Source organism: Mesorhizobium sp. Ca11 (assembly GCF_020165275.1).
In the GTDB taxonomy this organism is placed as follows: Bacteria; Pseudomonadota; Alphaproteobacteria; order Rhizobiales; family Rhizobiaceae; genus Mesorhizobium.
The window spans coordinates 57,251-81,746 of the sequence record NZ_JAIUHU010000005.1; the positions used below are offsets into that span (position 1 = coordinate 57,251).

Consider the following 24,496-nt stretch of genomic DNA (forward strand, 5'->3'; position numbering starts at 1 on the left):
CGGTCCACCTGTGCAACGCACAAGCCGGCCATGGGTTCCGACATTTTTCGATTGGTGAACGCGGGCTTGCGACGCCTTCTTCTAAGTCCGCACGATAAGCGGCACCTGGCCTTCATGACGATCGGAAAGGAAGGCGGCGACACGGTCGCCGACCCGCTGGAAGGTCACGTCGACGACCTTATCCCCGACACTCAGATGCCGGAGCATCAGGGTGTCGATACCGATCGGCAGCCTCGGGCGCGTGACATGCAATTCGCCTTTCCAGCCATCGATTTCCAGGCCCAGACAGGCCTGCATCAGCATGAAGGTTGAGCCTGCCGACCAGGCTTGCGGCAGGCAGGCCACCGGATAGGCGATCGGCGCTTCGCCCGGCGCCCGGGCGAAACCGCAGAACAATTCGGGCAGCCGCATATTGAAATGAACGGCCGATTCGAAAGTGCCGCTCATCAGCCGCACAACGCTGTCGCGTTCGCCGTAGCGCGCGAGGCCCACGCCGCAAAGCGCAGTGTCGTGCGGCCAAATCGAGCCGTTGTGGTAGGACATCGGGTTGAAGAAAACCGCATCGTCGGCGAGCGTCCGCAGCCCCCAGCCGGAATGGAAGGCGGCCGACAGCAGCTGCTCGGCGACCAGCTTGGCGCGGTCGGGCTGCGGCAGCCCGACAAAAAGCAGGTGCCCGGCATTTGTCGTTCGAACCTTGCAGGGCTGGCCCTCGCCATCAATGGCCAAGGCGTAGAAATTCAGGTCGTCCAGCCAGAAATCGCGTTCCACGGCGATCCGCATTTCCTCGGCACGGCCCTCCCAGTGCTCGGCATCCGCGAATTCGCCGCGGCGGCGTGCGAGCGCCGCCATGCCGCGGAAGGCGGCAAAGACATAGCCCTGCACCTCGACCAGCGCGATCGGTCCCTTTGGGATGCGCCCATCGGCGTGAAAGACCGAATCGAAGCTGTCCTTCCACCCCTGGTTGGCGAGGCCGGACTCGGCGGCACGCTGGTAGGTGACGAAACCGGTGGCGCGGCTCGCCTCCTCCGTCCAGTCGGCAGCGGCTTTCAGCGAAGGCCAAAGCTTGTCGATGAAGGCCATGTCGCCGGTGCGGTCGGCATAGGCGGAAGCCAGATGGATATAGAGCGGCGTGGTGTCGACGCCTCCGTAATAGCGGCCGAAAGGAAGCTCGCGCAGCGCCGCCATCTCGCCCTTGCGCGTCTCATGCATGATCTTGCCTGGCTGCGAATCCGAAAAGGGCGACGTTTCGGTCGCCTGGTGCTCGGCCAGAAAAGCAAGCACCCCGCGCGCCAGGCCGGGATTGAGCCAAAGCATCTGCAGGCTTGAGATCACGCCGTCGCGCCCGAATGCGGTCGAAAACCACGGGATGCCGGCATAGGGATAGGGGCCGGTCGGAAGCTCGGTGGTAAGCAGCGCCACGTCGGCGCGGGCGCGCTCGACCCAATCGTTGAACACGCGCCCCGAGCTGTGCACCGTGGCGCCGTGCCTGCGCTTGGCGCGCATGCCGAACCGCGCGCGCGCCGCCGCGGCGCGGAAGCGGTCGCGATCGGGCGGGTCGGCGATCGCGGGGCCGACCTCGACATAAAGCACTTTTCGACTGCGCTTGGTCACGGCGATGAGGAAATCGGCGCGATTGTCGCTCAACTGGTCTGGCGCCTGCGAAAAGGAGATTGCCGAAAGTCGCGGCAAGCCGTCCAGGCCGTCATAGCCGAGCAGGACCGTGGTCTTGTCGGTCTTGGCGATATGCGTGGTGCCCCGCTTCACCCGGGTCGAGCCGCGCACCTCGAACATGTCGCGAAAGTCGGCGGCGAAATGCAGCGACGCGGTTATGGTGGAATGCTCGCGGCTGTAGTTGGAAAGCGTGATGCGCTCGAACAGCCTGTCCTGCCAGATCAGCCTGACGCGCTCGATATGGATCGCGCCCTGCGGCATATCGCGGCCGGCAGCGCTTTGAATAGGCAGGTTGGTCAGGTTGGACGTGAACAGCACATTGTCCTGGCTGAGCGATGCACCGAGCAGCGACATCGGCCTGCCGCCGATGGTCAGCCGGAATTCGGACAGCACGCGCGTGTCGTCGCGGAAGAACCCGTCGCCCGAACCCCTGATGTCGCCATAGGCGTCGGCGACGGCGAAGCAGTCGCCCTGCTTGAGGGCAAAAAGCCGGTGCGGTTCTCGCGGCGCCGTCTCGTCGAGCGAGGAAAGGGCCACGGCAGGATCGAGCTTGCGCTCGTCGAGCTCCGTCATTCGTCACCTCTTCGGTTGCCCCACCCTAGAGCATGATGCCGAAAAGTGTGAGGCGGTTTTCGGACGACATCATGCTCTATCTCTTTGATTTGGAGCCGGATTCAGATTTCAGGTCGAACAGACCTGAAATCATCCGGCTCTAGGCAGTCGGTCAGGAGGCCCTGGCCTCCGGCATGCCGGTCAGACGCATATAGGCAGAAAGGTAGTCGCGCGCCATTCTTGTCGCCGAGAACCTTTTCTCGAAGACCGCCCTCACCTGCCGCCGGTCTAGTTCGAGAAGCGCCGGCATCGATGCGACCGCATCGTCGATATTGTCAACGACGAAGCCGGTGACGCTGTTGTCGACTATCTCCGGCAGGGCGCCGTTGTTCCAGGCGATCACCGGTGTGCCGCAGGCCATGGCCTCGATCGCGACGAGGCCGAACGGTTCCGGCCAGTCGATCGGGAACAGCAGGCCTGCCGCGTTGCCCAGGAATTCGGCCTTCTCGTCTTCCGTGATCTCGCCGACATAGTCGATACGGTCGCCATCGATGAGCGCCTCGATATTATCGCGGAAATAGGCGCGGTCGTCGTCGCCGATCTTGGCCGCCAGCTTCAGCTTCAACCCGGCCCGGCGCGCGATCTCGATGGCGCGGTCCGGCCGCTTGTCGCGCGACAGGCGGCCGAGGAAGGCGAGATACGGCTCTTCCCCATGTGGTTCATAGGTCGGCCGGTAGGCATCGAGCGGCAGTCCGTGATGGATCGTGGCCAGCCAGTTCGCATCCGGCAAACCGCGCTTCTGGCTGTGCGAGATCGAGATCATGGGGAAACGCGGGAAACGTTTGTAGGCAGGCGCCAGGTCGACATAGTCGAGCCTGCCATGCGGCGTCGTCACCGTGCGACCCGCGATCTGCTCGAAGAACGGAAAATGCAGGAAATGGCTGAGATGGAAATGAATGACGTCGAATTCGCCGGCGCGTTCGCGCACATCGGCAAGCATCGCCAGATGCGCGGCGATTTCCGATTTCTTCGGCCGCGGATCGAGGCGTATCGCCTGGTCGCGGCCTGGCACCAGTCGCGCCGATGTCTCGCTGTCACCGCTCGCGAACAGCGTGACGTCATGCCCGAGCTCGACGAGTGCCTCGGTGATGTAGAAGACGATCCGTTCCGTGCCGCCGTAAAGTTTCGGCGGCACGGATTCATAAAGCGGCGCGACATGGGCTATGCGCATCTGTTGCCTCAGCTGTTGACGCGAGGCAAAATGCGTCAGCCGCGAGATCGTTCCTGCCCAATTGGTCGCGGGTTAGCCTCAGGACTTACGGCTGCGCCGTGCCAAAATGTTCGCCACCAGCAAAAGCAGGATGGATAGCGCCATCATTAGGGTCGCCGCGGCAGTGATGGCGGGCGAGAGTTTTTCGCGCAGGCCGATGAACATTTCGAGCGGCATGGTGCGCTGGCTGGCGCTGGCCAGGAACTGCACGACGACCACTTCGTCGAAGGAGGTGACGAAGGCGAAGGCCGCGCCCGAAAGCACGCCGGGCAGAATCAGCGGCAGCATGACGCGGAAGAACGACGTCAGGGGTTTGGCGCCGGAGATCGCCGCGGCTCGCATCAGGTTGCGGTCGAAGCCGGTCAGGCTAGCGCCTACCGTCACCACCACGAAGGGGCTGGCCAAGGCGGTATGCGCCAGGATGATGCCGGCATAAGTGCTGGCGAGCCCAACGCGGGCATAGAATAGATAGGAACCGACGGCTGTGATCACCACTGGCACGATCAGCGGCGAAAGAAGCAGCGGCATGATAATGCGCCGACCCGGAAACTTCTCGTCGGAAAGCGCGATCGCCGTTAGTGTCCCGAGCGTCGTCGCGATCACCGTCGTCCCGAGGGCGATGATCAGGCTATTGCCGATCGCCGACTGCCAGCGCTGGGTGCCGAGCACGACCTCGTACCAGCGCGTCGAGATGCCCTCCAGCGGGAAGATGAAGAAGGCGCCGCTGTTGAAGGAGAGCGGCACCGGGATGAGGATCGGCACCAACAGGAACAGGATGACCAGCCCGCACCAAATCCACAGCAGCGTGATGCGGATGCGTTCGCCTGTTGTGGGATAGGGAGAGAGCAGCATGGGCTACACCAGCTTCAGGCGGTCGAGGCCGAGGACGCGGGCAAAAATGCCGAACAGCGCCAAGGTGAAGACGAGCAGGATGAAGGACAGCGCCGCCGCCATCTCCCAGTTCAGTTCGACATTGACGTAATTGGCAATGAAATTGCTGATCAACTGGTCGCTTGCCCCGCCTATCAGCGCCGGCGTGATGTAGTAGCCCAGGCACAGGATGAAGGTGAGCATGCAACCGGCCATTACGCCAGGGAACACCTGTGGGATATAGACGCGACGGAAGGCGGTGAAAGGCCTGGCGCCCAGCGAGTAGGCGGCCTTCATCTGCGAGGCCGGAATGGTGCGCATGACGCTGTAGATCGGCAGCAATGTGAACGGCAGCTGGATATGCGTCATGGCGATGATCAGGCCGACGCGGCTGTACATCAGGTCTAGCCGGTCGCTGGTGATGCCGATCAGGAGCAGGAAATCATTAACCAGGCCGAACTTCTGCAAAAGCACCGTCCAGGCCGCGGTACGCACCAGGATCGATGTCCAGAACGGCAACAGCACCGCGACGATCAGGATGGCGGCTAGCCCCTTCGGCACGTTGGCGATGAGATAGGCGAGCGGAAAGCCGAGGATCAACGTTGCTAACGTCACCGACGCCGCGACGAAGAAGGTGCGCAGGAACACCTGGATGAAGATCGCCTGCTCGGGCGGCTCCCGCTCGATGCCGCCATCGGCGTTCCAGCGCAGGTCGAGCGCGCTGAGCAGGTAGAACGAGGTGAGGCTGCTTGTGCCGCTCCGGATCGCCGGCCAGGTCGATGGCGCCGACCAGAACGGCACCGATTTCATGGCGTCGAGCGCGGCCTGGCCATCGGCGCTTTCGAGCTTGCGCACCGTCTTCAACACCTGGCTGCGGGCCCCAGGCAGCCGCGCGTTCAGGCTCTTGGCCAGTTCATAGGCCGTGCCCTTGGCCTGGTTTTCCTTGAGGTCCGCCGCCAACGCGGCGAAGGCTTCGTCGCCGGGTAGGCCCTGGCCGTTCCAGCCGGCCAGGGCCTCGGTCGTCTTGGGCAATGCATCCGCGATTGTCGGATCATAGACCGCGCGCGATAAGAGCAGCACGATCGGTATGCCGAAGCTCAGCGCCAGAAGGACCAGCAGCGGCGCCGCCAGCAGCAGCGAGCGCATCCGGTCGCCGAATTCGGCGCGCCGGAGCGCCGCCGACACGGATTTCAGATCCGCGTCGGCGGCTGACCGGTCGCGGGCCAGCGTCGGCCGGTCGATTTCGCTGGGCTGGAGCGCCGACATCCCGCCTTCCTACTGAGCAAGCCAGGCGTTGAAGCGCTTGACAAGGTCCTCGCCATAGTCGCCCCAGAACTCGGTGTCGGCGACGAGATAGGCGCCGGCGAGATGATCGGGAGCATTGGGTAGTTTCGGCAGCGCGTCGGGTGCGACGAAGGACGCCGCGTCGGTGCGCACCGGCCCATAGGTGATGTAGCTTGCGAGCTTGGCGTTGTTCTCGGGCTTGCTGATATACGCGAGATATTTGTAGGCAAGCTCCGGATTGCGCGCGCCCTTCGGAATGCTGATCATGTCGTATTCGAGGATCTGGTTGTTCCAGACGATCTTGAACGGCTTCTTGTCGGTGTCGATCGCGTTCTGGATGCGGCCGTTCCAGGCGGTGGTCATCACCACTTCCCTGGAAGCGAGAAGCTGTGCCGGCTGCGCGCCGGCGTCCCACCAGACGATGTCCTTCTTGATGGTGTCGAGCTTCTTGAACGCACGGTCGACGCCTTCCGGCGTGGCCAGCACCTTATAGACCTCGGCGGGTGCGACGCCGTCCGCCATCAGCGCCCATTCGAGGTTCTGCGCCGGGAACTTGCGCATGGCGCGCTTTCCCGGGAATTTCGTCGTGTCGAAGAGGTCGAGGACCGAGGTCGGAGCTTCCTTCAGCACGGTGGGGTCATAAGCAAGGATATCGCCGTAAGCATCGAGACCGACTCCACAATCCAGCGCCGAGCCTTCGATGAATTTGTCGCGCGGCCCGATCTTGGAATAGTCGAGCCGCTCGAGGATGCCGGCGTCGCAACCCTGCAGCACCGTCGCGGTCTCGACCGTCACCAGGTCGATCGGCACATTGCCGGTTTCAACCATCGCTTTGACCTTGCCGAGATCGCCGAGATACTCCTGCTCCAGGATTTTCGCGCCGGTCTCCTTGCTGAACGGCTCGAACCAGGCCTTGCGCTGCGCGTCCTGCCAGGCGCCGCCGCTCGCCATGATCGACAATTCGTCTGCGAAGGCGGCGCCGGTCATAGCCATGCAGGCTGTGGCGGCCGCGAGCGCGAATAGGCGTGTTCTCAACTGTGTCATTGCATTTTCCCCTGTTTTGGAATGGCGCCGCCCGTTCCGGCATCGGCCGGGAAGGCGCGGCAATCGTTGGGCGCGCAGGAGACCGTCACGGTCTCGCCGTTCGCCATCGTCGCTTCGGGGCCGACCTTGACGGTCAGCACCTGGTCGTTGGCGAGCCTCGCCAGCAGGCGCAGGTGATCGCCGAGATAGATGCGCCCATCGACGGTCGCCGCCAGCGCGTTGCCGCCACTGGCGGCAGCCGACAGGCTGAGCCGCTCGGGCCGGACGGCGACGTGGCAGGCGGCGCCTTGCGTCACCCCGACCGCCAGCGCGGTGATCTCGCCGCCGCCATTCAGCCTGACGCGGCACTCTCCACCCGAGACGCGTTCGACCACGCCTTCCAGCGTGTTGTTCTCGCCGATGAAGCTCGCCACGAATGAGCTTTGCGGGGTGTTGTAGAGATCGTCTGGCGAGCCCAATTGGGCGATGCCGCCATTGTTGAACACCGCGACGCGGTCCGACATCGTCAGCGCCTCGCTCTGGTCGTGCGTGACATAGACGATGGTGACGCCGAGCATGGTGTGGATCTGCTTGATTTCGAGCTGCATATGCTCGCGCAATTTCTTGTCGAGCGCGCCGAGCGGCTCGTCCATCAGCACCAGGTTCGGCTGAAAGACCAGCGCGCGAGCCAGCGCCACGCGCTGCTGCTGGCCGCCGGAAAGCTGCGTCGGGCGGCGGTCGCCGAATTGCTTCAGCCGCACCATGTCGAGCGCGCGACCCACACGGGCCGCGATGTCAGCCTTGCTCACCTGGCGGACGGAAAGCGGAAAGCCGACATTCTCCTCTACCGTCATATGCGGGAACAGCGCATAGTTCTGAAACACCATGCCGATATTGCGCTGGTAAGGCGGCAGCCGATCGACCGGCTGGCCCTCTAGCGTGATCGTGCCATGCGTCGGTCGCTCGAAGCCGGCGAGCATATTGAGCGTGGTGGTCTTGCCGGAGCCGGATGGGCCGAGCAGCGTCAGGAACTCGCCGCGCGCGACGGCAAGGTTCATCCGCGTCACCGCGAAGCTGCGTCCGTCATAGGACTTCTCGACGTCGGCGAATTCGACAAAGCCTTGGTTGGCGCTTGCCGACACGACGGTCTGGCCGGCGCTCATCGCGCGCCTTCCCGGCTGCCGCGGGGCGATTCGGTCTGCTGCTTGCGATCCATGCCTCGTCCTCCCGGAACCGGCCCGCTGAACAGGAAGCGTCCGGCTTGTATGGTCACACAATAAGGCTGAAAGTGACCATAGATGCGGACAACTTTCATCGTCAAGCGCAAAAATGCGACGTTGTGTGATAATTTTGATCGGATTGAGTGCCGTACAATCTCTATTGTATGGATCGTTGTCTTATGCTAGATGCCCGACAAGTGAGACGTCAGCCACAGTTCGAATCCCTCATGCTCGAAAATCTTCGCCTCACCGAGGATGAAAGTCCGGTCTATCGCCGTCTTGCCGACGCGATCGCCGAACGCATTGCCGCGGGCACCCTTGCCGTCGGCGACCGGCTGCCGCCGCAACGCGAGATCGCCCGTGCATTGGGCATCAATGTCACGACCGTGACGCGGGCACTGTCCACCTTGCAGGAGCAAGGCTTGCTCGAGGCGCGCCCCGGGCGCGGCACCACGGTCGCCGCCCGCGACATTGTCGAGAGTCCGGGCTTCGTGTCGGCGCCGAGCGACCAGAGCGGCATCGTCGATCTTTCCGTCAACAGGCCGCCCACGTCAGCCTATCTCGACGCCGTCGCGGCGCTGATGCCGCGCCTTTCCAAGGATCGTCACTACGCCTCGCTGCAGGATTATCATCCGCCAGAGGGGCCGCTTTGGGGCCGTGTCGCGGTCGCCGATTGGCTGAAATCGGTCGCCGGCGATGGCGATCCCGGCCGCGTCGTGCTCGCAGCCGGCGCCCAACACGGCCTCGACTGCGTGCTCGGCGCCGTCACCAGGGATGGCGAAGTGATACTTGCCGACGAGGTGACCTATCAGGGCATCAACGCGCTGTGTCGCGTCCATGGTCTCGATCTGCGTGGCGTCGCGATGGATCGCGGCGGCATGCGTCCGGATGCCTTCGAGGCAGCTTGCGTTCAGCTCCGCCCCCGTGCCGTTTTTCTGGTGCCGACACTGCACAATCCGACGACGATCACGCTGAGCGAGGAGCGCCGGCATGAATTGGCGGCCGTCGCACGCCGTCACAACGTGCTGATCATCGAGGACGACGTCTACCGTCCATTGGCCGACGATCCGCCGCCCTCCTTCGCCAGCCTCGAGCCGGAGCTGACGATCCATCTCGGCGCATTGTCGAAATGCCTAGCGCCCGGCCTGCGCCTCGGCTTCGTCATCGCCCCGCGCCCGATCGCCGGCCAGGTCGCCGCGGCGCTCCGCATCAATTGCTGGAGCATCAGCCCGCTCACGGCGTTGATCGGCGCCAGGCTGATCGAGGAAGGCACTGCCGCCCGCATCATCGACATCCAGAAGCAGGAGTTGCGCCAGCGCCAGGCGATCTTGAGCGAAATCCTCGGCCGTTTCGACGTTCAAAGCAACCCGATCTCGACGCATGCCTGGCTGCGCCTGCCCGAGCCCTGGCGTGGCGCCGGCTTTGCCCGCACCTGCCTGGAGCGCGGCGTCGCCGTGCTGCCGGGCGACGCTTTCGCCGTCGGGCGCGAGCCGGTGCAGCACGGCGTGCGCATCAATGTCGGCGCGGCGCGATCGCAGGAGGACCTGCGTTCGGCGCTGACCATCATGGCCGAGCTGCTCGCCGCTGGCCATCTGCAATTGCCGGGCTTCGTCTGAGGCCATGACCTCCGCGCCGAAATCAGTCGAGATCGCCATCATCGGCGCCGGCGTCGTCGGGCTGGCTACGGCCTTGCGCCTTGCCGGCGAAGGACGCGAGGTCCTGGTCATCGACCCGAACGAGCCCGGCTCGGGCGCTTCGTTCGGCAATGCCGGCACGATCGCCGAATATGCCTGCATGCCGGTCGGTAATCCTGGTGTGCTGCGCGCGCTGCCGAAACTGCTGCTCGATCCCGACAGCCCGTTCTCGCTGCGCTGGGCAGCACTTTTCCAGCTCGCGCCATGGCTGGTTCGCTTTGTTCGCCAATCGCTGCCGGCGGCAACCCGAGCCAATGCGCTGGCGCTAGCCGGCCTCCTCGCCGAAGCCCTGCCGGCCTGGGGCGAAATGGTGCAGGAGGCCGGGCTTCAGGATCTGATGCGCCGAAACGGCTGCCTCTATGTCTACCGCCGCGACAGCGATTTTGCCGCCTCCGAGGGCGGACGGGCTTTGCGGGCCGAACTCGGCGTCCATCAGCAGGATCTGACCGCCGATGAGGTGGCCGCGCTGGAGCCGCGGCTCGCGGCGTTCGAGGCCAAAGGCCTCTATTTCCCGGATTCGATCAATGTCAGCGATCCCAGGACGGTGATGGCGCGGCTGGCGGCAGCCGCTGCCGCCAAGGGCGCTCAATTCATGCGCGCGAGCGTGACCGGCCTCGCAGCGGGTGCCGGCTGCGTGCGGCTGAGCGGCCCAGGGCTTGTCATCGCGGCGCAAAAGGTGGTGATTGCGGCTGGCGCGCGATCCCGCCCGCTCGCGGCCCAGGCCGGCGACCGCATCCCACTGGACACCGAGCGCGGCTACCATCTGGAGTTTCCGACCACGGCACCTTTGCTCAACCGCCCGGTCTGCCCGGTCGATCTCGGCTTCTATATGACGCCGATGGACGGCAGGCTCCGGGTTGCCGGCACTGTCGAGCTCGGCGGGCTCAATGCGCCGCCCAATCCGCGCCGGCTGGCGCTGCTCGGTCGCGGCGTGCGGCAGTTTTTCCCCGACATCGGCAAGCCTTCGTCGCAATGGCTGGGCTTCAGGCCGTCGCTGCCGGACTCTCGCCCGGTGATCGGACCCTCGACGAAATCGCCTGATGTGATCTATGCCTTCGGCCATGGTCATCTGGGGCTGACGCTGGCCCCGGTGACAGCACGCTGGGTCGCCAGCTTAATCGCCGGCCGATCCCTGCCATCGGCCGCCGATTTTTCCGCGGCCCGTTTCGGCTGAACGGCCGAGCCTGGCAATCGATTCCGATATGTGAAATGCGAGCCTGTGGACCGGCCTAAGCTTTTGGCCAGCCGATAATCAAATCAACTTGATTTTCTAAAGCGGCACTCTAGGGTTGCCGCGGCTGGTAACTATCTCATGATCCCCAAGAAAGCCATCTCCGGCACCAATCTCGAGCAGGCGAAATCGCACAATCGACGTGTGGTGATCGAAGCGATCCGCATCAACGGCGCGCTGTCGCGGGCGGCGATCGCGAGGCTGACGGCGCTGTCGTCGCAGACCATTTCCAACATCGTCGAGGAATTGGAAGCGGCCGGGCTGCTGCAACCTGAAGCAACGCTGAAAGGCGCGCGCGGCCAACCCGCCGTCCCCTACTCGATCAACCCCGATGGCGGTTATTCGATCGGCCTGCAGCTCGACCACCAATTGGCCGTCGGCGTCGTCACCGATCTCTCCGGCATCGTGCACGCGCGCATCGAGAGAGATGTCGACCGACCGACTCCCACGCAGGCCATGCCGCTGCTAGCCGCGATCTCGAGCGACCTGATCGCAACCAGCCGGCTGGACCGCACGAGACTGCTCGGCATAGGGATGGCGATGCCCGGGCCGTTCGGCGTCGAAGGCATGACTTCGGTCGGCCCGACCGCCCTTCCCGGCTGGCAGGACTTTCCGGTGGCCGAAGAACTGGAGCGCCTGACCGGCATCGCCGTGATGGTCGAGAACGACGCCACAGCGGCGGCAGTAGGCGAGCGGCTTTATGGCGTTGCCCGCAAGCTCGACAGCTTCGTCTATCTCTTCATCGGAACAGGCCTCGGCGCCGGCCTCTTCCTCGACGGCCATCTCTACAAGGGCAGCCGCCACAATGCCGGCGAGATCGGCCACATCATCGTGCGGCCCGGCGGCCTGCCCTGCGACTGCGGCAAGCGCGGCTGCCTGGAGCGCTACGTCTCGCTGCGCGCCGCCTATGACAAGCTCGACCTGCCGGATCCGGACCATGCCTCACCCGACCTGCTGGAAGAGCTTTTGGCAAGCGGCGACAGCCGGTTCGAAGCATGGCTCGCCGAGGCGGTCGAGCCGTTGCGGCAGGCGATCGACGTCCTTGAAATGGCGCTCGACCCCGAGACCGTCGTGCTCGGCGGCTTCATGCCGCTGCCGGTGATCGAGGCACTGGCCGGCCGGCTGGAACCGCTCCATCTCTCGGTGAGCTCGACCAGCGCCCGTACCACGCCGCGCGTCGTGGTCGGCGCCGCGGGAAAGGACACATCCGTCCTCGGCGCAGCGGCCCTGCCGATCTTCTCAGAAACCAACCCGCAATTCGACGTGCTGCAGAAGCCGTTTGGCTGATACGTCGGCGTTGAGCCAGGTTCCTACGAGGAGCCGGGTGCCGCAGCGGTCACCCGCCACACCGTGTTGCCGACATCGTCGGCGATCAGCAGCGCGCCGGATTTATCAACGGCAACACCGACCGGGCGGCCCCTCGCCTCGCCCTTGTCGTTGAGGAAGCCGGTGACGACATCCTGCGCCATGCCGTTGGGATGCCCGCCGCTGAACGGCACGAAGACGACCTTGTAGCCGTTGAAGCGGGAGCGGTTCCAGCTGCCATGCTCGCCGACAAAGGCGCCGCCGCGATAGGATTGCGGCAGGTTGTTCGCGGTATAGAAGGCAAGCCCGAGCGGCGCGACATGCGAGCTCAGCGCGTAATCCGGCGGGATGGCCTTCGCCACCATGTCCGGCCGCTGCGGCATCACGCGCGGATCGACATGCTGGCCATAGTAGCTGTAGGGCCAGCCATAGAAGGCGCCGTCCTTCACCGAGGTCATATAGTCCGGCACCAGGTTCGGCCCGAGCTCGTCGCGCTCGTTGACCACCGTCCAAAGCGCCTTGCTTTCAGGTTCGAACGTCAGGCCGTTGGGATTGCGCAGCCCGCTGGCGAAAATGCGCGAGCGGCCGGTGGCGCGGTCGACCTCCCAGATCGCAGCGCGGTCCTTCTCGGCCTGGATGCCGTTCTCGGTAATGTTGGAGTTCGAGCCGACGCCGACATAGAGCAGCGAACCGTCTGGGCTCGCCACCAGGCTCTTCGTCCAGTGGTGATCGATCGGCCCGCCCGGCAGTTCCGTCAGCACCTTGCCCGGCGCCGTGATCTTCGTGTCGCCCGGCTGATAGGGATAGCGCATGATGGCATCGGTGTTGGCGACATAGAAGTCGTTGCCGACCAGCGCCACGCCGAAGGGCGCGTTGAGATGGTCGAGGAACACGCCCTGGTAATCCGGCTTGCCGTCGCCATTGGTGTCGCGCAAGATCGTGATGCGGTTGCTCGGGCCGGTGTCGCCGCCAGAGGTGACCCAGCTTTCGACCAGACCCATGACGATGTCCTTCGGCCGCTTGACCGACGCTTCTTTCGGCGCCTTGGACTCCACCACCAGGATGTCGCCATTGGGCAGCATGTAAACCGAACGCGGATGCTGAAGCCCCTTGGCCATCGCCTCGATCTGCAGGCCTTGCGCGACCGTCGGCTTTTCATCGTTCTTCCAGCCGACCACCGAGGCAAGATGCATCGGCGGGAATAGGTATTGCTTTATCTCCGGCAGTTTCGGATTCGGGCCGATCTGTGCGTTCGGGTCGGTGTTGTCGTCGCTGCAGCCGGCAACGCCCAGGGCCATTGCGCAGCAAAGCGCCGCGGTCGTCCATTTGATTGCGCTGTCAAGTCGCCTCATCGGCCACTCCTACATGATGGCGATAGACCAGAGCCCAGCCGAGCCAGCCGGTGAAGATCAGGATGATCACCACCAGCGCCGACAAGATCAGCCCGGTCGGTACCACGGACGTCCAGGCATCGCGCGTGTGGACGAGCATGTTGAAGAAGGACAGCACGAGCACGACGAGGTTACCCCCCATATGCAGCCATGCAGTCGGCTGAGCGCGTATCCTGCGGTCCCCAAGAAAATCGGTAAGCCCTGCAATGGCGGCCAAGATGGCGACAATGACACCCACGGTCAGCAGCCAGGCCGAGAAATTGGCCCAAGTCATTTCCGCTGTCCGCCAGTAGGCAATATCGGTGAGCAAGGTCCCGACGAAACAGGCGATCGGGATGGTGACAAGCATCGGATGTATGGGATGGCCGGCAATGCTTGCCGTGGATTGCGGATTTTCCATGCGGAAGCTCCTTTCCGCGCTGCAGCTTGGATGTAACAGCGCAAAAACGCGAATGTTCCGCCGGAATTTCTCGCGCTCACCGGAAGGTGAACGTCCGATGTCAGCCCGCAGGCTACCGCTGGCTAGGCCTTCGCGGCTTGGTCAGCTCCGCGGGTGGACCTGCGGTATCGCCTCGTTGAGCGAGCGCTCGAACGCATCGACCAAAGCGTCGACCTGCGCCTCGGTGATGATCAACGGCGGACAGAAGGCGATCGCGTCGCCCATATTGCGCGAGATGACGCCGTTCCGCTGCAGCAAGCCATTGACCAGCGCGCCGAGCGCTGCCGGCTTGCCCCAGGGAGCCTTGGTTGCCTTGTCGGCGACGAGCTCGACGGCGGCGATGAGACCGACGCCGCGCACCTCGCCTACCAGCGGATGCGAGGCGAGTCGGCTGAGTCGCGCCTGCAGATGCGCGCCGACCTTGCGCGCATTGCCGACCAGGTCGCGCTCCTCGATCAGCTTGATGTTCTCCAGCGCGACGGCGGCTGCGACCGGATGACCGCCGCCGGTGAAGCCGTGGCCGAACGTGCCGATGCGGTCGCTCTCGTCGGCGATCGGCTCGAACACACGATCGTTGATCAGCAGCGCCGAGATCGGCAGGTACGATGACGAAATCTGCTTCGACAGCACCATGATGTCGGGCTTGATGCCGAAGGTCTGCGAACCGAACATCTCGCCGGTACGGCCGAAGCCGCAGATCACCTCGTCGGCCACCAGCAGGATGTCGTATTTCGCCAGCACCGCCTGGATCTTTTCCCAATAGCCGGCGGGCGGCACGACGACCCCGCCGGCGCCCATGATCGGCTCGCCGATGAAGGCGGCGATCGTCTCGGGACCCTCGGCAAGGATAAGCTTTTCCAGCTCCTTGGCGAGTCGCGCGGAAAACTGCTCCTCGCTCTCGCCAGGCTCGGCGTCGCGCCAGTGGTGCGGTGTCGACGTGTGCAGGATATTGGCGATCGGCAGGTCGAAGGAGAGATGGTTGTTGGGCAGGCCGGTCAGGCTTGCCGACGCGATGGTGACGCCATGATAGCCGCGCTTGCGGCTGATGATCTTCTTGCGCGCCGGCTGTCCAAGCGCGTTCGATCGATACCAGATCATCTTGATCGCAGTGTCGTTGGCCTCGGAGCCGGAATTGGTGAAATAGGCCTTGTTCATCGGCACCGGCGCCATCTGCACCAGCTTCTCCGCGAGATCGATCAGCGGCGAATGCGCCTTGGAGCCGAAGTCGTGATAGAAGGGCAGCTTCGACATCTGTTTTGTCGCCGCTTCGACCAGCCGCTTTTCCGAGAAACCGACGGCGACGCTCCACAGGCCCGCCATCGCCTCGATGTAGCGGTTGCCGGCAATGTCCTCGACATAGATGCCGTCGCCCTTTTCGATGATCAGCGGACCGGTTTCCTGATGCTTGCGGGCGTTGGTATAGCCATGCATGTGATAGCGGATGTCGCGGGCTTCAGGCGAATTCGGTGTGGCGTCCATCGTGATGGCTCCTGTGTGCAGGCGTCAAAGCGGAAATCGGACCGCTCCTCTGATCGAAAAGTCCGAAGATTCCGCCTTGCATTGTGGCGGTTGATGCCTCATCGCGCTGGCTGATCGCAAGAGCCGCGACGTCGGGATCGATAGCGCCAACAAGCTTCGGCCTGTCTCGGCAATGATATAAGTGACGCGCAGCAGGATCAGGACGTGGAGCAGGTCGATTGCATCATCGCGGGCGCCGGCGTGATCGGTCTGGCGATTGCGCGCAAATTGGCGGCGCTTGGCCTCGAAACCCTGATCGTCGAAGCGGCGGACGCCATCGGCACCGAAACGAGTTCGCGCAACTCCGAAGTCATCCACGCCGGCATCTATTACCCGCAGGGTTCGCTGAAAGCCCGGCTCTGCGTCGCGGGACGCGATATGCTCTATCGCTACTGCGCCGGCCATTCGGTCCCTCATCGCCGCTGCGGCAAGCTGATTGTTGCAACCGACGAGACGCAGGAGCCGGTGCTGGCCGCCATTCGCGCCAACGCCGACGCCTGCGGTGTCGATGACCTGCGCTTCCTCACCGCCGAGGAGGCGCAAGCGCTTGAGCCGGCGCTGCATTGCACCGCAGCACTGCTCTCGCCCTCGACCGGCATTGTCGACAGTCACGGGCTGATGCTTGCCCTGCTCGGCGATGCCGAGGGGAGCGGCGCAATGCTCTCGCTCAACACCCGCATCGTCTCCGGCCGCGCCGAGCCCGGCCGCATCGTGCTGCGGACGATGGATTCCGCGAGCGGCGCAGAGTTCGAGGTCGCCGCACCGCGTGTCATCAACGCGGCCGGTCTCGGCGCGGTCGCGCTTGCCGGCTCGATCGAAGGCTTCGGCCGGCAATTCCTGCCGGCGCTTCGCTACGCCAAAGGCAATTATTTCTCGATCGCCGGGCGGGCGCCGTTTTCACATCTGGTCTATCCCGTGCCCGAGCCTGGCGGCCTCGGCGTCCATCTGACCCTCGACCTTGCCGGCATCGCCCGTTTTGGGCCTGACGTCGAGTGGACGGACACAATCGACTATCGCGTGGACCCGGCGCGCGGCGAGCGCTTCTATGCCCAAATCCGCAAATACTGGCCCGATCTGGCCGACGACAGCCTCCAGGCAGCCTATAGCGGCATCCGGCCGAAATTGTCAGGGCCGGGCGACGCCAACAGCGACTTCGTGATCCAGGATGCCGCAACGCATGGCATCGACGGCCTGGTCAACCTGTTCGGCATCGAAAGTCCCGGCCTGACCTCCAGCCTGGCGATCGCCGACCATGTGGCGCGCATCCTGACGCCGAAAATCACCCAAGGCAGCGGGCATGCCATTTCAGGTGATCGTCCATGAAGGTCGAGATGAAGTTGTAGGAATGGTCGTAGCCTTCCTGCATGCGCAGGGTGAGGTCGATCCCTGCCTTCTTGCAAGCTTCTTCGAGCAGCCATGGGCGCAGGCCATCGTGCAGGAAGCCGTCCGCCGTGCCCTGGTCGACGAGAAATTCCGGATATCGCTTGCCATCCTCGATCAGCAGCGTCGCGTCATAGGGGCGCCAGCTCTTTTCGTCCGCTCCGAGATATTTTTCGAAGGCCGGCCGCGACCAGCCGGCCGTCGACGGCTGCACGATCGGCGCGAAGGCCGAGCAGCTCCGGTAGCGCTGCGGATTCTTGAGCGCGATCGTCAGCGCGCCATGTCCGCCCATCGAATGGCCGAAGATGGCCTGGCGTGACATGTCGGCGGGGAAGTTGGCGGCGACGAGCGCCGGCAATTCCTCGGCGATATAGGAATACATCCGGTAGTTCTTCGCATAGGGCTCTTGCGTCGCGTCGAGATAGAAGCCGGCGCCGCAGCCGAACTGCCAATTGTCCTTTTCGTCCGGAACGTCGGGTCCGCGCGGGCTGGTGTCGGGACACACGACGACCAGCCCGAGCTCGGACGCCATCCGCCGGTACTCGCCCTTGTCCATGACATTTGCGTGCGTGCAGGTAAGGCCGGACAGATACCACAGGACCGGGAGCCGCCCGTCCTTGGCCCGCGGCGGCACGAATACCGCAAAGGTCATGTCGCAGGCGCAGACTTCGGAAGCGTGCGAATAGACGCCCTGGATTCCGCCATGCGATTTGGAGATGGAAACGACCTTCATCAGCCCTGCCTCTCGCGGGAAAATCTCAATCCGGCATAACCGCCGGCCGGAGCCTGCGCAACCGTACGCTTGGCAAAACTGTCGAGGGGATGGAACAGCCCGGCGCCGGTTCGCCTGCCGGAACAAACACTGCCTGTGCCGCCAGAAGCCGCCCATCGATGCATCGCTGAAGGGAAGACACGCGTTGCACGTCCGATTATCTGAACGCCCTTTTGGCTTTCCTTGTTTGAGGTCGCCGGCCGCGGGAGTAATAGTCGCGTCGGAATTCATGAGGAGGAGACAGTGACGCTGAACTTCGACCCGAGGGCGAAGGCCGCCATGCTCTACCATGGCGAATTCCGGCCGATGTTCATCGGCGGCAAGTGGGTCGCGGCGCAATCCGGCCAGCAGATGCAGGCGCTGAACCCGGCAACCGGCGAAGTGCTGGCGACGGTGCCGCGCGGCGGAGCCGCCGATATCGACGCGGCGGTGGCCGCGGCACGCGCGGCCTTCGAGGGCCTCTGGTCGAAATTCTCGCCTTATGAGCGGCAATGCGTGCTTCTGCGGATCGCCGACCTGTTCGAGAAGCATTGGGAAGAGCTCAGCGTATCCGACACGCTCGACATGGGGTTGCCGATCACCCGCACGCTGGCCAACCGGCGCCGGGTCATCGGCATGCTGCGCTTCTATGGCGGCATGGCGACCGCGCTGCATGGCGAGACGATCGACAATTCCATCCCCGGCGAGATCGTCACCTTCACCCGGCGCGAGCCGGTCGGCGTCGTCGGCGCGATCATTCCCTGGAATGCGCCCACCGCCGCCTCGATCTGGAAGATCGCGCCGGCTCTGGCCACCGGCTGCACCATCGTGCTGAAGCCGTCGGAGGAGGCATCGCTGACGCCGCTCTTGATCGCGAAGCTGATGCAGGAGGCCGGCCTCCCCGACGGCGTCGTCAACATCGTCAGCGGGACGGGCGCCGAGGCCGGCGCGCGCCTTGCCGAGCACCCGGATGTCAACAAGATCGCCTTCACCGGCTCGACGCTGACCGGCCAGGCGATCGCCCGCGCCGGCGTCGCCAACCTCAACCGCGTTTCGCTCGAGCTCGGCGGCAAGTCGCCGATCATCGTCTGCCGCGACGCCGATATCGATAAGGCCGTGCCGGTCGCGGCGATGGCGGTTTTCGTGCATTCGGGCCAGATCTGCATTGCCGGCTCGCGCCTGTTCGTGGCGCGCGAGATCCATGACGAGTTCGTGCGCCGGGTCGCCGAGTTTGCCGGCAAGCTTCGCGTCGGCCACGGCATCGAGGCGGAGACGGAAATCGGGCCGCTGATCAATGCAAGGCAGGCCGGCAAGGTGGAAGGCTACATCAAGGCGGGCAGCGACGAAGGCGCCAAACTGGTCGCCGGCGGCTCGCGGCTGACGGGCGAGCTCTATGACGGCGGCAACTTCATCGCCCCGACCGTCTTCGGCGCGGTGTCGGACAAGATGACGATCGCGCGCGAAGAAATTTTCGGGCCGGTCATCTCCGCGATGCCCTTCGACACGCTGGATGAGGTTGTCGCGCGTGCCAACGCGACGCCTTACGGCCTCGCGGCCGGCATCTTCACCACCAATCTCGGCGCCGCGCACAAGCTCGCACGTCGCGTCAAGGCCGGCTCGGTCTGGGTCAACATGTATCACGCCATCGACCCGGCCGTGCCGTTCGGCGGTATGAAGATGTCCGGCTACGGCCGCGAAGGCGGCATCGAGCATCTGCACGAATATCTGGAAACGAAGGCGATTTGGATCCAGACCGACTGATATTCAGATGCGGCCACCTGGGACGCTCGGTTTCTCAGGCCTGCGGCGGCTCGCCGGCATAGGCGCGCGCGATAAGAGCCCGGATCGGTTCCCGCTCCAGCGCCCGCGGATTCCAGTACGGATTGGCCAGCGCACGGTCCGTGGCGATGTCGATCCCGTCTGGCGGCATGCCAATCTGCGACAGAGCGCGCGTAGCGCCGATCCTGCCGGCGAGATCGTAGAGAGCCATGGCAGGATCGTCCGCCTTCAGCACGGTCCGCAGGGTTTCCATGACGGCCGGAATGGCGGGGGCGTTATAGGCCAGCGCATGCGGCAGCACGATCGTATGGGTCTCCGCATGCGGCAGATCGAAACTGCCGCCGAGCGTGTGGCAGAGCTTGTGGTGCAGCGCCATGCCGACCGAGCCGAGGCAGATGCCGCAGAGCCAGGCGCCGTAAAGCGCCTCGGAGCGAGCGTCGCGGTCATGCGGGCTCCCGGCGATGACCGGCAAGGCGCGCACCAACGCGCCGATGGCCTCAACGGCCATCAGATTTATCACCGGGTTGCTTTCCCTGGCATAGAGCGCCTCGACGGCATGGGCGATGGCGTTCATGCCGCTCGTTCCCGACAAGGAAGCAGGAAGCGTCATCGTCAGGTCGACGTCGTAGATCACCACTTCCGGCAGCACCTTCGGGCTCGACTGGGTAACCTTCACGCCATCCTTCGTCTCGCCGAGGATCGGCGTCATTTCCGAGCCGGCATAGGTCGTGGGCATCACGATCTGCGGCAGGTCGGTGCGCAAGGCGATCGCCTTGGCGAGGCCCGTCGTGGAGCCGCCGCCCACCGCAACCAGGCCGTCGGCCTGCAGCTCCGCCACCATTCGCAGCGCGTCCTCGGTCACCGATACCGGCGTATGCATCGTCGCCTTGGCATAGACGCCGACAGCGGTGCCGCCCAGCGATCCGGCAAGACGCCGGACATCAGCCTCGCGCGGCGGCGTTGCCAGCACGAGCACGCGTTTCAGCCCGAGCCGGTCGATCTCTTCCGGCAATCTTGCGATGGTGCCAGATCCGAAAACGACGCGTGCCGGCTTGCCGTTATAGACGAAGCTTTTCATCGAGCCTCTCCTTCGTCAGCCGCGATTGTCGACACGCAGCAGGAAGGGATTGATGCCGACGCTTTGCCAGACATTGGCGGCATTGAACGGATCGGTCAATTAGTGTCCATATGGACAGATGCTAGTGTCCAATATGGACAGATGCTTGCCGGATGCCGTCGTGACGGCTCGCGACGAAGAGGCGTGCTGACCGACAGCGTGCGGTCCGGAATTGTCCGCGGCCGGAAGCGGATATTGACCGATCGCGTCGTGCGGTCGGGAACAAGCGCAGCCGCGAGATCGCCGTGACGTCAGGCGATCCGCTGCTCGAACTGCGCGATGTCCGCGCTCTTGCGCAGACCGGTCGCGACGACGGACACGCGGAACTTTCCGGCCAGTGCGTGGTCGAAGATAGCGCCAACGATGATGTCGGCATCGGCGTCGACTTCTTCCCTTATCCGCGTCGCGGCTTCGTCGACCTCGAACAGCGTCATGTCCATGCCGCCGCAGATTGATACCAGCAGCCCCCTAGCGCCGGACATGGAGGCTTCATCGAGCAGCGGATTGGCGATCGCCGCCTCGGCCGCGATCTTGGCGCGCCCCTCTCCGGAGGCCTCGCCGGTTCCCATCATCGCCCGGCCCATGTCGCGCATCACCGACTTCACGTCGGCGAAATCGAGATTGATCAGGCCTTCCTTGACGATCAGGTCCGTGATGCAGCCGACACCCGCGTAGAGAACGCGGTCCGCCATGGCGAAGGCGTCGGCGAATGTTGTCCTGGCGTCGGCGACCCTGAAGAGGTTCTGGTTTGGAATGACGATCACGGTGTCGGCGCTCTCGCGCAGCCGTTCTATGCCTTCCTCGGCCGCCTGGGTCCTGCGCTTGCCTTCGAACACGAAAGGCTTGGTGACCACGGCCACCGTCAAGATGCCGGCATCGCGCGCCGCACGCGCAATCACGGGCGCCGCACCTGTCCCGGTGCCGCCTCCCATCCCGGCGGTGATGAAGCACATATGCGTTCCCGCAAGGTGATCCATGATCTCGTCGATGGATTCCTCCGCGGCGGCACTGCCGACCTGGGGCAGCGATCCGGCGCCCAGGCCCTCGGTCACATGCGCGCCCAGCTGGATCAGCCGCGACGACTTCGACATGGTGAGCGCCTGCGCGTCGGTGTTGGCGACGACGAACTCGACGCCCTGCAGCCCTTCGGCGATCATGTTGTTGACGGCGTTGCCGCCGGCGCCGCCGACCCCGACAACGGTGATCTTGGGCCTCATCTCCAGGATTTCCGGCTTGGCGGTCATGTTCTCATCTTTCTACCGTAGGTACTGCTGCTCCGTCGCACGATCGTGCGGAACCGGAACAACAAGCACACGAATCAGGCGATCCCCACCAACCGCAGGGAATCAGAGCAGGCGCCTCCCTGCAAGGTCCGCTGACATTCTGCAAGCGCAAACGCTCCGGCCGGGAGCTGGAAAGCGTCTGGACGCCCGGATGATTCGAGCCGGCGTCGTTGCAGGAAATTCTATTGCGTCACCGAAGTCGAGGTGCCCCAGGTGTCCGACAGCACGTAGCCTTGCGGGTATGGATCCGTCGGATCGAGGTAATAATTGTGCTCTCCTGTGATCCAGGCTCTGCCCGTTATCTGCGGCACGATGGCCTTGCGCCCGGCGACTTCGGTGAGTTCGAGGATTTTGCCGGTGAAGCGCGAGCCGATGATCGATTCATGGATCAGCACCTCGCCTTCCTTCATCTGGCCCCGCGCCTGCAGCACAGCCATGCGGGCCGAGGTGCCGGTTCCCGTCGGGCTGCGGTCCGAGCGACCTGGCGAGACGATGCAGGTGTTGCGGGTGACGTTGCCCGGTCCCTGGAACGGCATGGCGAATTGCACGATGGACACACCGCGCACATTGTCGAACTGCGGATGCACGACATCGAGCTGCTCGCGCGCCGCGCGGCGGACTTTCTCGCCGACCACGGCCAAGTCGCGAGCCTCGTCGGGCGCGACCGAGAAGCCGAGCGCGGGCGCATCGACAATCGCGTAGAACATGCCGCCATAGGCGATATCGGCCTTGATCGTGCCGAGCCCTTCCACCTCGATATCGGCATCGAGGCGCTCGGCGAAGGCTGGCGCGTTGCGGAAGGTGATCGACACGCATTTGCCGTCGCTGCATTCGGCGCGCACCTCGATGACGCCGCCGGGCATATCGAGCTTGAACCGCGTCTCCGGCTCCTGCATCGGCACCATGCCGGTCTCGAGCAGCACGGTGGCCACGCAGATCGTGTTGGAGCCGGACATCGGCGGATATTCGGTTGGTTCCATGATGATGGCGCCTGCGGCGCAATCCTCGCGCGTCGAGGGCAAAAGCAGATTGACATGACGGGCAACGCTGCCGCGCGGCTCGCAGATCAGCATGCGCCTTACATGGTCGTGATCGCGTTCCATCGTGATCATCTTTTCCATCATCGTGCGGCCCGCGGGCGGCAGCACGCCGCCCACGATGACATCGCCGATCTCGCCCTCGGCGTGGCAGCCGACGACGCGGATGCTGGTTCTGGTGCGCATTGCTTTTCTCCCCGTCCGCCGTAACTATCGGCCTGTTTCATGTTCCGGCGGATCGGCGCCGCAACCCCGACCTGACACGCGCGCTTGAGCTGCCTGCCGATGGCGGCCCGAAGGATACCCATCCCGCCTTGGCGGCGCCATTATGTCCTTGCGGATTTCAAGAGCCGGGCGCGAGCCGAGCCCGTTTGGAAGTCAAGCCAGCCCGAACCGCTCGACGGCGCGCATGATGCCGCGCAGTTCGGCGAGGCCCTTGAGCCGGCCGATCAGCGAATAGCCCGGATTGATCCTTGTCTTGCCGATGTCGTCCGCGAGCAGATGCCCATGATCGGGCCGCATCGGAATACGCCAATCGGCGCGGCCTTCGTTGCAGCGGCGCGCCTCCTCCTGCATCAGCGCGAGGATGACATGCGCCATGTCGGTGCCGCCTTCGAGATGCTCGGCCTCATAAAAGGAGCCGTCATCCTCGATGGTGACGTTGCGCAAATGGACGAAATGGATGCGCTCGGCGAACTCCTTGACCATGGCGACAATGTCGTTGTCGGCGCGCGTGCCGTAGGAGCCGGTGCACAACGTCAACCCGTTGGCCGGGCTGTCGACGGTATCGAGGATGAAGCGCGCATCCTCGGCGGTCGAGACGATGCGCGGCAGGCCATAGAGCGAGAATGGCGGATCGTCGGGATGGATGCACATGCGCACCCCCTCCTCCTCGGCCACCGGAATGATCTCGCGCAGGAACCAGGCCAGGTTCTCGCGCAATTCCTTCGGTCCGATTGCATCATAGTCAGCCAGGGCCTCGCGAAAGCTGTCGCGGTTATAGGCGCGCTCGGTGGCGGGCAGGCCGGCGATGAGATTGCGCTCGATCCTGTCGATCTTCTCGTCGCCGAGCTCCTTCAGCCGCGCTTCCGCCTCGGCGATGCGGGCAGGCGTGTAGCCGGCCTCGGCATTCCGGCGCTTCAGCACGAACAGATCGTAGGCCGCGAAATCGATCGCATCGAAGCGCAGCGCATAACCCGTCGTCGGCAGGCGATAAGCGAGATCCGTCCGCGTCCAGTCGACCACCGGCATGAAATTGTAGCAGATCGTCGCGATACCGGCCTTCGCCAGGGCGCGGATCGTGTCCTTGTAGAAACCGACATAGCGGAGCCGCTCCGGCGAACCGATCTTGATCGAGTTGTGGACCGGAATGCTCTCGACCACCGACCAGGTCAGCCCCGCCGCCTCGATGATGCGCTTGCGCTCGAGGATGTTTTCCAGCGGCCAGACACGCCCGTCATAGATGTCGTGCAGGGCCGAGACCACGCCTGTCGCACCCGCCTGCTTGACATGATCGAGTGTTACCGGATCGTCCGGGCCATACCAGCGCCAGCACTGTTCCATTGCCGCTTTCCTCCGCGAGGTGGGCAACTTATTGTTGGACGACAACGAGAGTCAAATAGGCCCGCGACAGGCTGGCTTACGTCTATCTGATGAGCCGCCATCTCGATTTCGCCCTGCG

At 64.5% G+C, this 24,496-nt stretch carries 19 protein-coding genes; 5 read left to right on the forward strand and 14 right to left on the reverse strand.

Features of this window, described 5'->3' with window-relative positions; all coding sequences use genetic code 11:
• Window positions 1-81 precede the first annotated feature (81 nt).
• From LB538_RS10695 to LB538_RS10720, 6 genes are all read right to left on the reverse strand, one after another.
• Window positions 82-2,244 carry an amylo-alpha-1,6-glucosidase gene (locus LB538_RS10695; RefSeq protein WP_095769803.1) on the reverse strand — a complete coding sequence of 721 codons (2,163 nt, stop codon included), beginning with the start codon at window positions 2,242-2,244 and terminating at the stop codon, window positions 82-84.
• A 151-nt stretch (window positions 2,245-2,395) separates the two neighbouring features.
• Window positions 2,396-3,454 carry a glycosyltransferase family 4 protein gene (locus LB538_RS10700; RefSeq protein ID WP_224522946.1) on the reverse strand — a complete coding sequence of 353 codons (1,059 nt, stop codon included), beginning with the start codon at window positions 3,452-3,454 and terminating at the stop codon, window positions 2,396-2,398.
• 78 nt (window positions 3,455-3,532) lie between these two features.
• Entirely contained in the window at window positions 3,533-4,345 is an 813-nt protein-coding gene (locus LB538_RS10705; protein ID WP_140838984.1) for an ABC transporter permease, read from the reverse strand.
• A gap of 3 nt (window positions 4,346-4,348) precedes the next feature.
• The gene (locus LB538_RS10710; RefSeq protein WP_224522947.1) at window positions 4,349-5,629 is read right to left on the reverse strand and encodes an ABC transporter permease; all 1,281 of its coding nucleotides are present in this window, start codon (window positions 5,627-5,629) and stop codon (window positions 4,349-4,351) included.
• Between the two features lie 9 nt (window positions 5,630-5,638).
• Window positions 5,639-6,691, reverse strand: a complete 1,053-nt coding sequence (locus LB538_RS10715) for an ABC transporter substrate-binding protein (RefSeq protein ID WP_224522948.1) — start codon at window positions 6,689-6,691, stop codon at window positions 5,639-5,641.
• On the reverse strand, window positions 6,688-7,833 hold the full coding sequence (locus LB538_RS10720; protein WP_140838990.1) for an ABC transporter ATP-binding protein: 1,146 nt from the start codon (window positions 7,831-7,833) through the stop codon (window positions 6,688-6,690). Before LB538_RS10720 ends, LB538_RS10715 begins: the two co-directional genes overlap by 4 nt.
• Before the next feature lie 284 nt (window positions 7,834-8,117).
• On the opposite strand from LB538_RS10720, the gene LB538_RS10725 reads away from it, so the two are divergent.
• From LB538_RS10725 to LB538_RS10735, 3 genes are all read left to right on the forward strand, one after another.
• Window positions 8,118-9,506, forward strand: a complete 1,389-nt coding sequence (locus LB538_RS10725; protein ID WP_224522949.1) for a PLP-dependent aminotransferase family protein — start codon at window positions 8,118-8,120, stop codon at window positions 9,504-9,506.
• 4 nt (window positions 9,507-9,510) lie between these two features.
• A complete protein-coding gene (locus LB538_RS10730) occupies window positions 9,511-10,758 on the forward strand; it encodes an NAD(P)/FAD-dependent oxidoreductase (protein WP_224522950.1) in 1,248 nt (415 codons plus the stop codon).
• 138 nt (window positions 10,759-10,896) lie between these two features.
• The gene (locus LB538_RS10735) at window positions 10,897-12,102 is read left to right on the forward strand and encodes an ROK family transcriptional regulator (protein ID WP_224522951.1); all 1,206 of its coding nucleotides are present in this window, start codon (window positions 10,897-10,899) and stop codon (window positions 12,100-12,102) included.
• 23 nt (window positions 12,103-12,125) lie between these two features.
• Here the strand turns inward: LB538_RS10735 and LB538_RS10740 are convergent, their stop codons facing one another.
• From LB538_RS10740 to LB538_RS10750, 3 genes are all read right to left on the reverse strand, one after another.
• Window positions 12,126-13,418, reverse strand: coding sequence for a PQQ-dependent sugar dehydrogenase (locus tag LB538_RS10740; RefSeq protein WP_224523341.1), 1,293 nt, complete (start codon window positions 13,416-13,418; stop codon window positions 12,126-12,128).
• A 40-nt stretch (window positions 13,419-13,458) separates the two neighbouring features.
• Window positions 13,459-13,911 carry a DUF2231 domain-containing protein gene (locus LB538_RS10745; RefSeq protein WP_224522952.1) on the reverse strand — a complete coding sequence of 151 codons (453 nt, stop codon included), beginning with the start codon at window positions 13,909-13,911 and terminating at the stop codon, window positions 13,459-13,461.
• Between the two features lie 141 nt (window positions 13,912-14,052).
• The gene (locus LB538_RS10750) at window positions 14,053-15,429 is read right to left on the reverse strand and encodes an aspartate aminotransferase family protein (protein ID WP_224522953.1); all 1,377 of its coding nucleotides are present in this window, start codon (window positions 15,427-15,429) and stop codon (window positions 14,053-14,055) included.
• A 204-nt stretch (window positions 15,430-15,633) separates the two neighbouring features.
• On the opposite strand from LB538_RS10750, the gene LB538_RS10755 reads away from it, so the two are divergent.
• The gene (locus tag LB538_RS10755) at window positions 15,634-16,791 is read left to right on the forward strand and encodes an NAD(P)/FAD-dependent oxidoreductase (protein WP_224522954.1); all 1,158 of its coding nucleotides are present in this window, start codon (window positions 15,634-15,636) and stop codon (window positions 16,789-16,791) included.
• Here the strand turns inward: LB538_RS10755 and fghA are convergent.
• On the reverse strand, window positions 16,748-17,581 hold the full coding sequence (gene fghA / locus LB538_RS10760) for an S-formylglutathione hydrolase (RefSeq protein ID WP_224522955.1): 834 nt from the start codon (window positions 17,579-17,581) through the stop codon (window positions 16,748-16,750). The two genes, LB538_RS10755 and fghA, sit on opposite strands and share 44 nt — an antisense overlap.
• A 282-nt stretch (window positions 17,582-17,863) precedes the next feature.
• Here fghA and LB538_RS10765 point away from each other — a divergent pair, with 282 nt between their 5' ends.
• Window positions 17,864-19,360, forward strand: a complete 1,497-nt coding sequence (locus tag LB538_RS10765) for an aldehyde dehydrogenase family protein (RefSeq protein ID WP_224522956.1) — start codon at window positions 17,864-17,866, stop codon at window positions 19,358-19,360.
• Window positions 19,361-19,394: 34 nt separating this feature from the next.
• Here LB538_RS10765 and LB538_RS10770 read toward each other — a convergent pair whose 3' ends face one another.
• The 4 genes from LB538_RS10770 to uxuA form a co-directional block, all read right to left on the reverse strand.
• Window positions 19,395-20,456 (reverse strand): maleylacetate reductase, encoded by a 1,062-nt coding sequence (locus LB538_RS10770; protein ID WP_224522957.1) that lies wholly within the window; start codon window positions 20,454-20,456, stop codon window positions 19,395-19,397.
• A 290-nt stretch (window positions 20,457-20,746) separates the two neighbouring features.
• Window positions 20,747-21,739 (reverse strand): cell division protein FtsZ, encoded by a 993-nt coding sequence (gene ftsZ, locus LB538_RS10775; RefSeq protein WP_095769817.1) that lies wholly within the window; start codon window positions 21,737-21,739, stop codon window positions 20,747-20,749.
• A 221-nt stretch (window positions 21,740-21,960) separates the two neighbouring features.
• Entirely contained in the window at window positions 21,961-23,001 is a 1,041-nt protein-coding gene (locus tag LB538_RS10780) for a proline racemase family protein (RefSeq protein WP_224522958.1), read from the reverse strand.
• Between the two features lie 192 nt (window positions 23,002-23,193).
• The gene (gene uxuA / locus LB538_RS10785; protein ID WP_224522959.1) at window positions 23,194-24,378 is read right to left on the reverse strand and encodes a mannonate dehydratase; all 1,185 of its coding nucleotides are present in this window, start codon (window positions 24,376-24,378) and stop codon (window positions 23,194-23,196) included.
• Between the last annotated feature and the right edge of the window lie 118 nt (window positions 24,379-24,496).

Bases quoted from the DNA above. Each gene is read 5' to 3' on its own strand.
- LB538_RS10695 (WP_095769803.1), bottom strand. From the start codon at position 2,244: ATGACGGAGCTCGACGAGCGCAAGCTCGATCCTGCCGTGGCCCTTTCC.
- LB538_RS10700 (WP_224522946.1), bottom strand. From the start codon at position 3,454: ATGCGCATAGCCCATGTCGCGCCGCTTTATGAATCCGTGCCGCCGAAA.
- LB538_RS10705 (WP_140838984.1), bottom strand. From the start codon at position 4,345: ATGCTGCTCTCTCCCTATCCCACAACAGGCGAACGCATCCGCATCACG.
- LB538_RS10710 (WP_224522947.1), bottom strand. From the start codon at position 5,629: ATGTCGGCGCTCCAGCCCAGCGAAATCGACCGGCCGACGCTGGCCCGC.
- LB538_RS10715 (WP_224522948.1), bottom strand. From the start codon at position 6,691: ATGACACAGTTGAGAACACGCCTATTCGCGCTCGCGGCCGCCACAGCC.
- LB538_RS10720 (WP_140838990.1), bottom strand. From the start codon at position 7,833: ATGAGCGCCGGCCAGACCGTCGTGTCGGCAAGCGCCAACCAAGGCTTT.
- LB538_RS10725 (WP_224522949.1), top strand. From the start codon at position 8,118: ATGCTCGAAAATCTTCGCCTCACCGAGGATGAAAGTCCGGTCTATCGC.
- LB538_RS10730 (WP_224522950.1), top strand. From the start codon at position 9,511: ATGACCTCCGCGCCGAAATCAGTCGAGATCGCCATCATCGGCGCCGGC.
- LB538_RS10735 (WP_224522951.1), top strand. From the start codon at position 10,897: ATGATCCCCAAGAAAGCCATCTCCGGCACCAATCTCGAGCAGGCGAAA.
- LB538_RS10740 (WP_224523341.1), bottom strand. From the start codon at position 13,418: ATGGCCCTGGGCGTTGCCGGCTGCAGCGACGACAACACCGACCCGAAC.
- LB538_RS10745 (WP_224522952.1), bottom strand. From the start codon at position 13,911: ATGGAAAATCCGCAATCCACGGCAAGCATTGCCGGCCATCCCATACAT.
- LB538_RS10750 (WP_224522953.1), bottom strand. From the start codon at position 15,429: ATGGACGCCACACCGAATTCGCCTGAAGCCCGCGACATCCGCTATCAC.
- fghA (WP_224522955.1), bottom strand. From the start codon at position 17,581: ATGAAGGTCGTTTCCATCTCCAAATCGCATGGCGGAATCCAGGGCGTC.
- LB538_RS10770 (WP_224522957.1), bottom strand. From the start codon at position 20,456: ATGAAAAGCTTCGTCTATAACGGCAAGCCGGCACGCGTCGTTTTCGGA.
- ftsZ (WP_095769817.1), bottom strand. From the start codon at position 21,739: ATGACCGCCAAGCCGGAAATCCTGGAGATGAGGCCCAAGATCACCGTT.
- LB538_RS10780 (WP_224522958.1), bottom strand. From the start codon at position 23,001: ATGCGCACCAGAACCAGCATCCGCGTCGTCGGCTGCCACGCCGAGGGC.
- uxuA (WP_224522959.1), bottom strand. From the start codon at position 24,378: ATGGAACAGTGCTGGCGCTGGTATGGCCCGGACGATCCGGTAACACTC.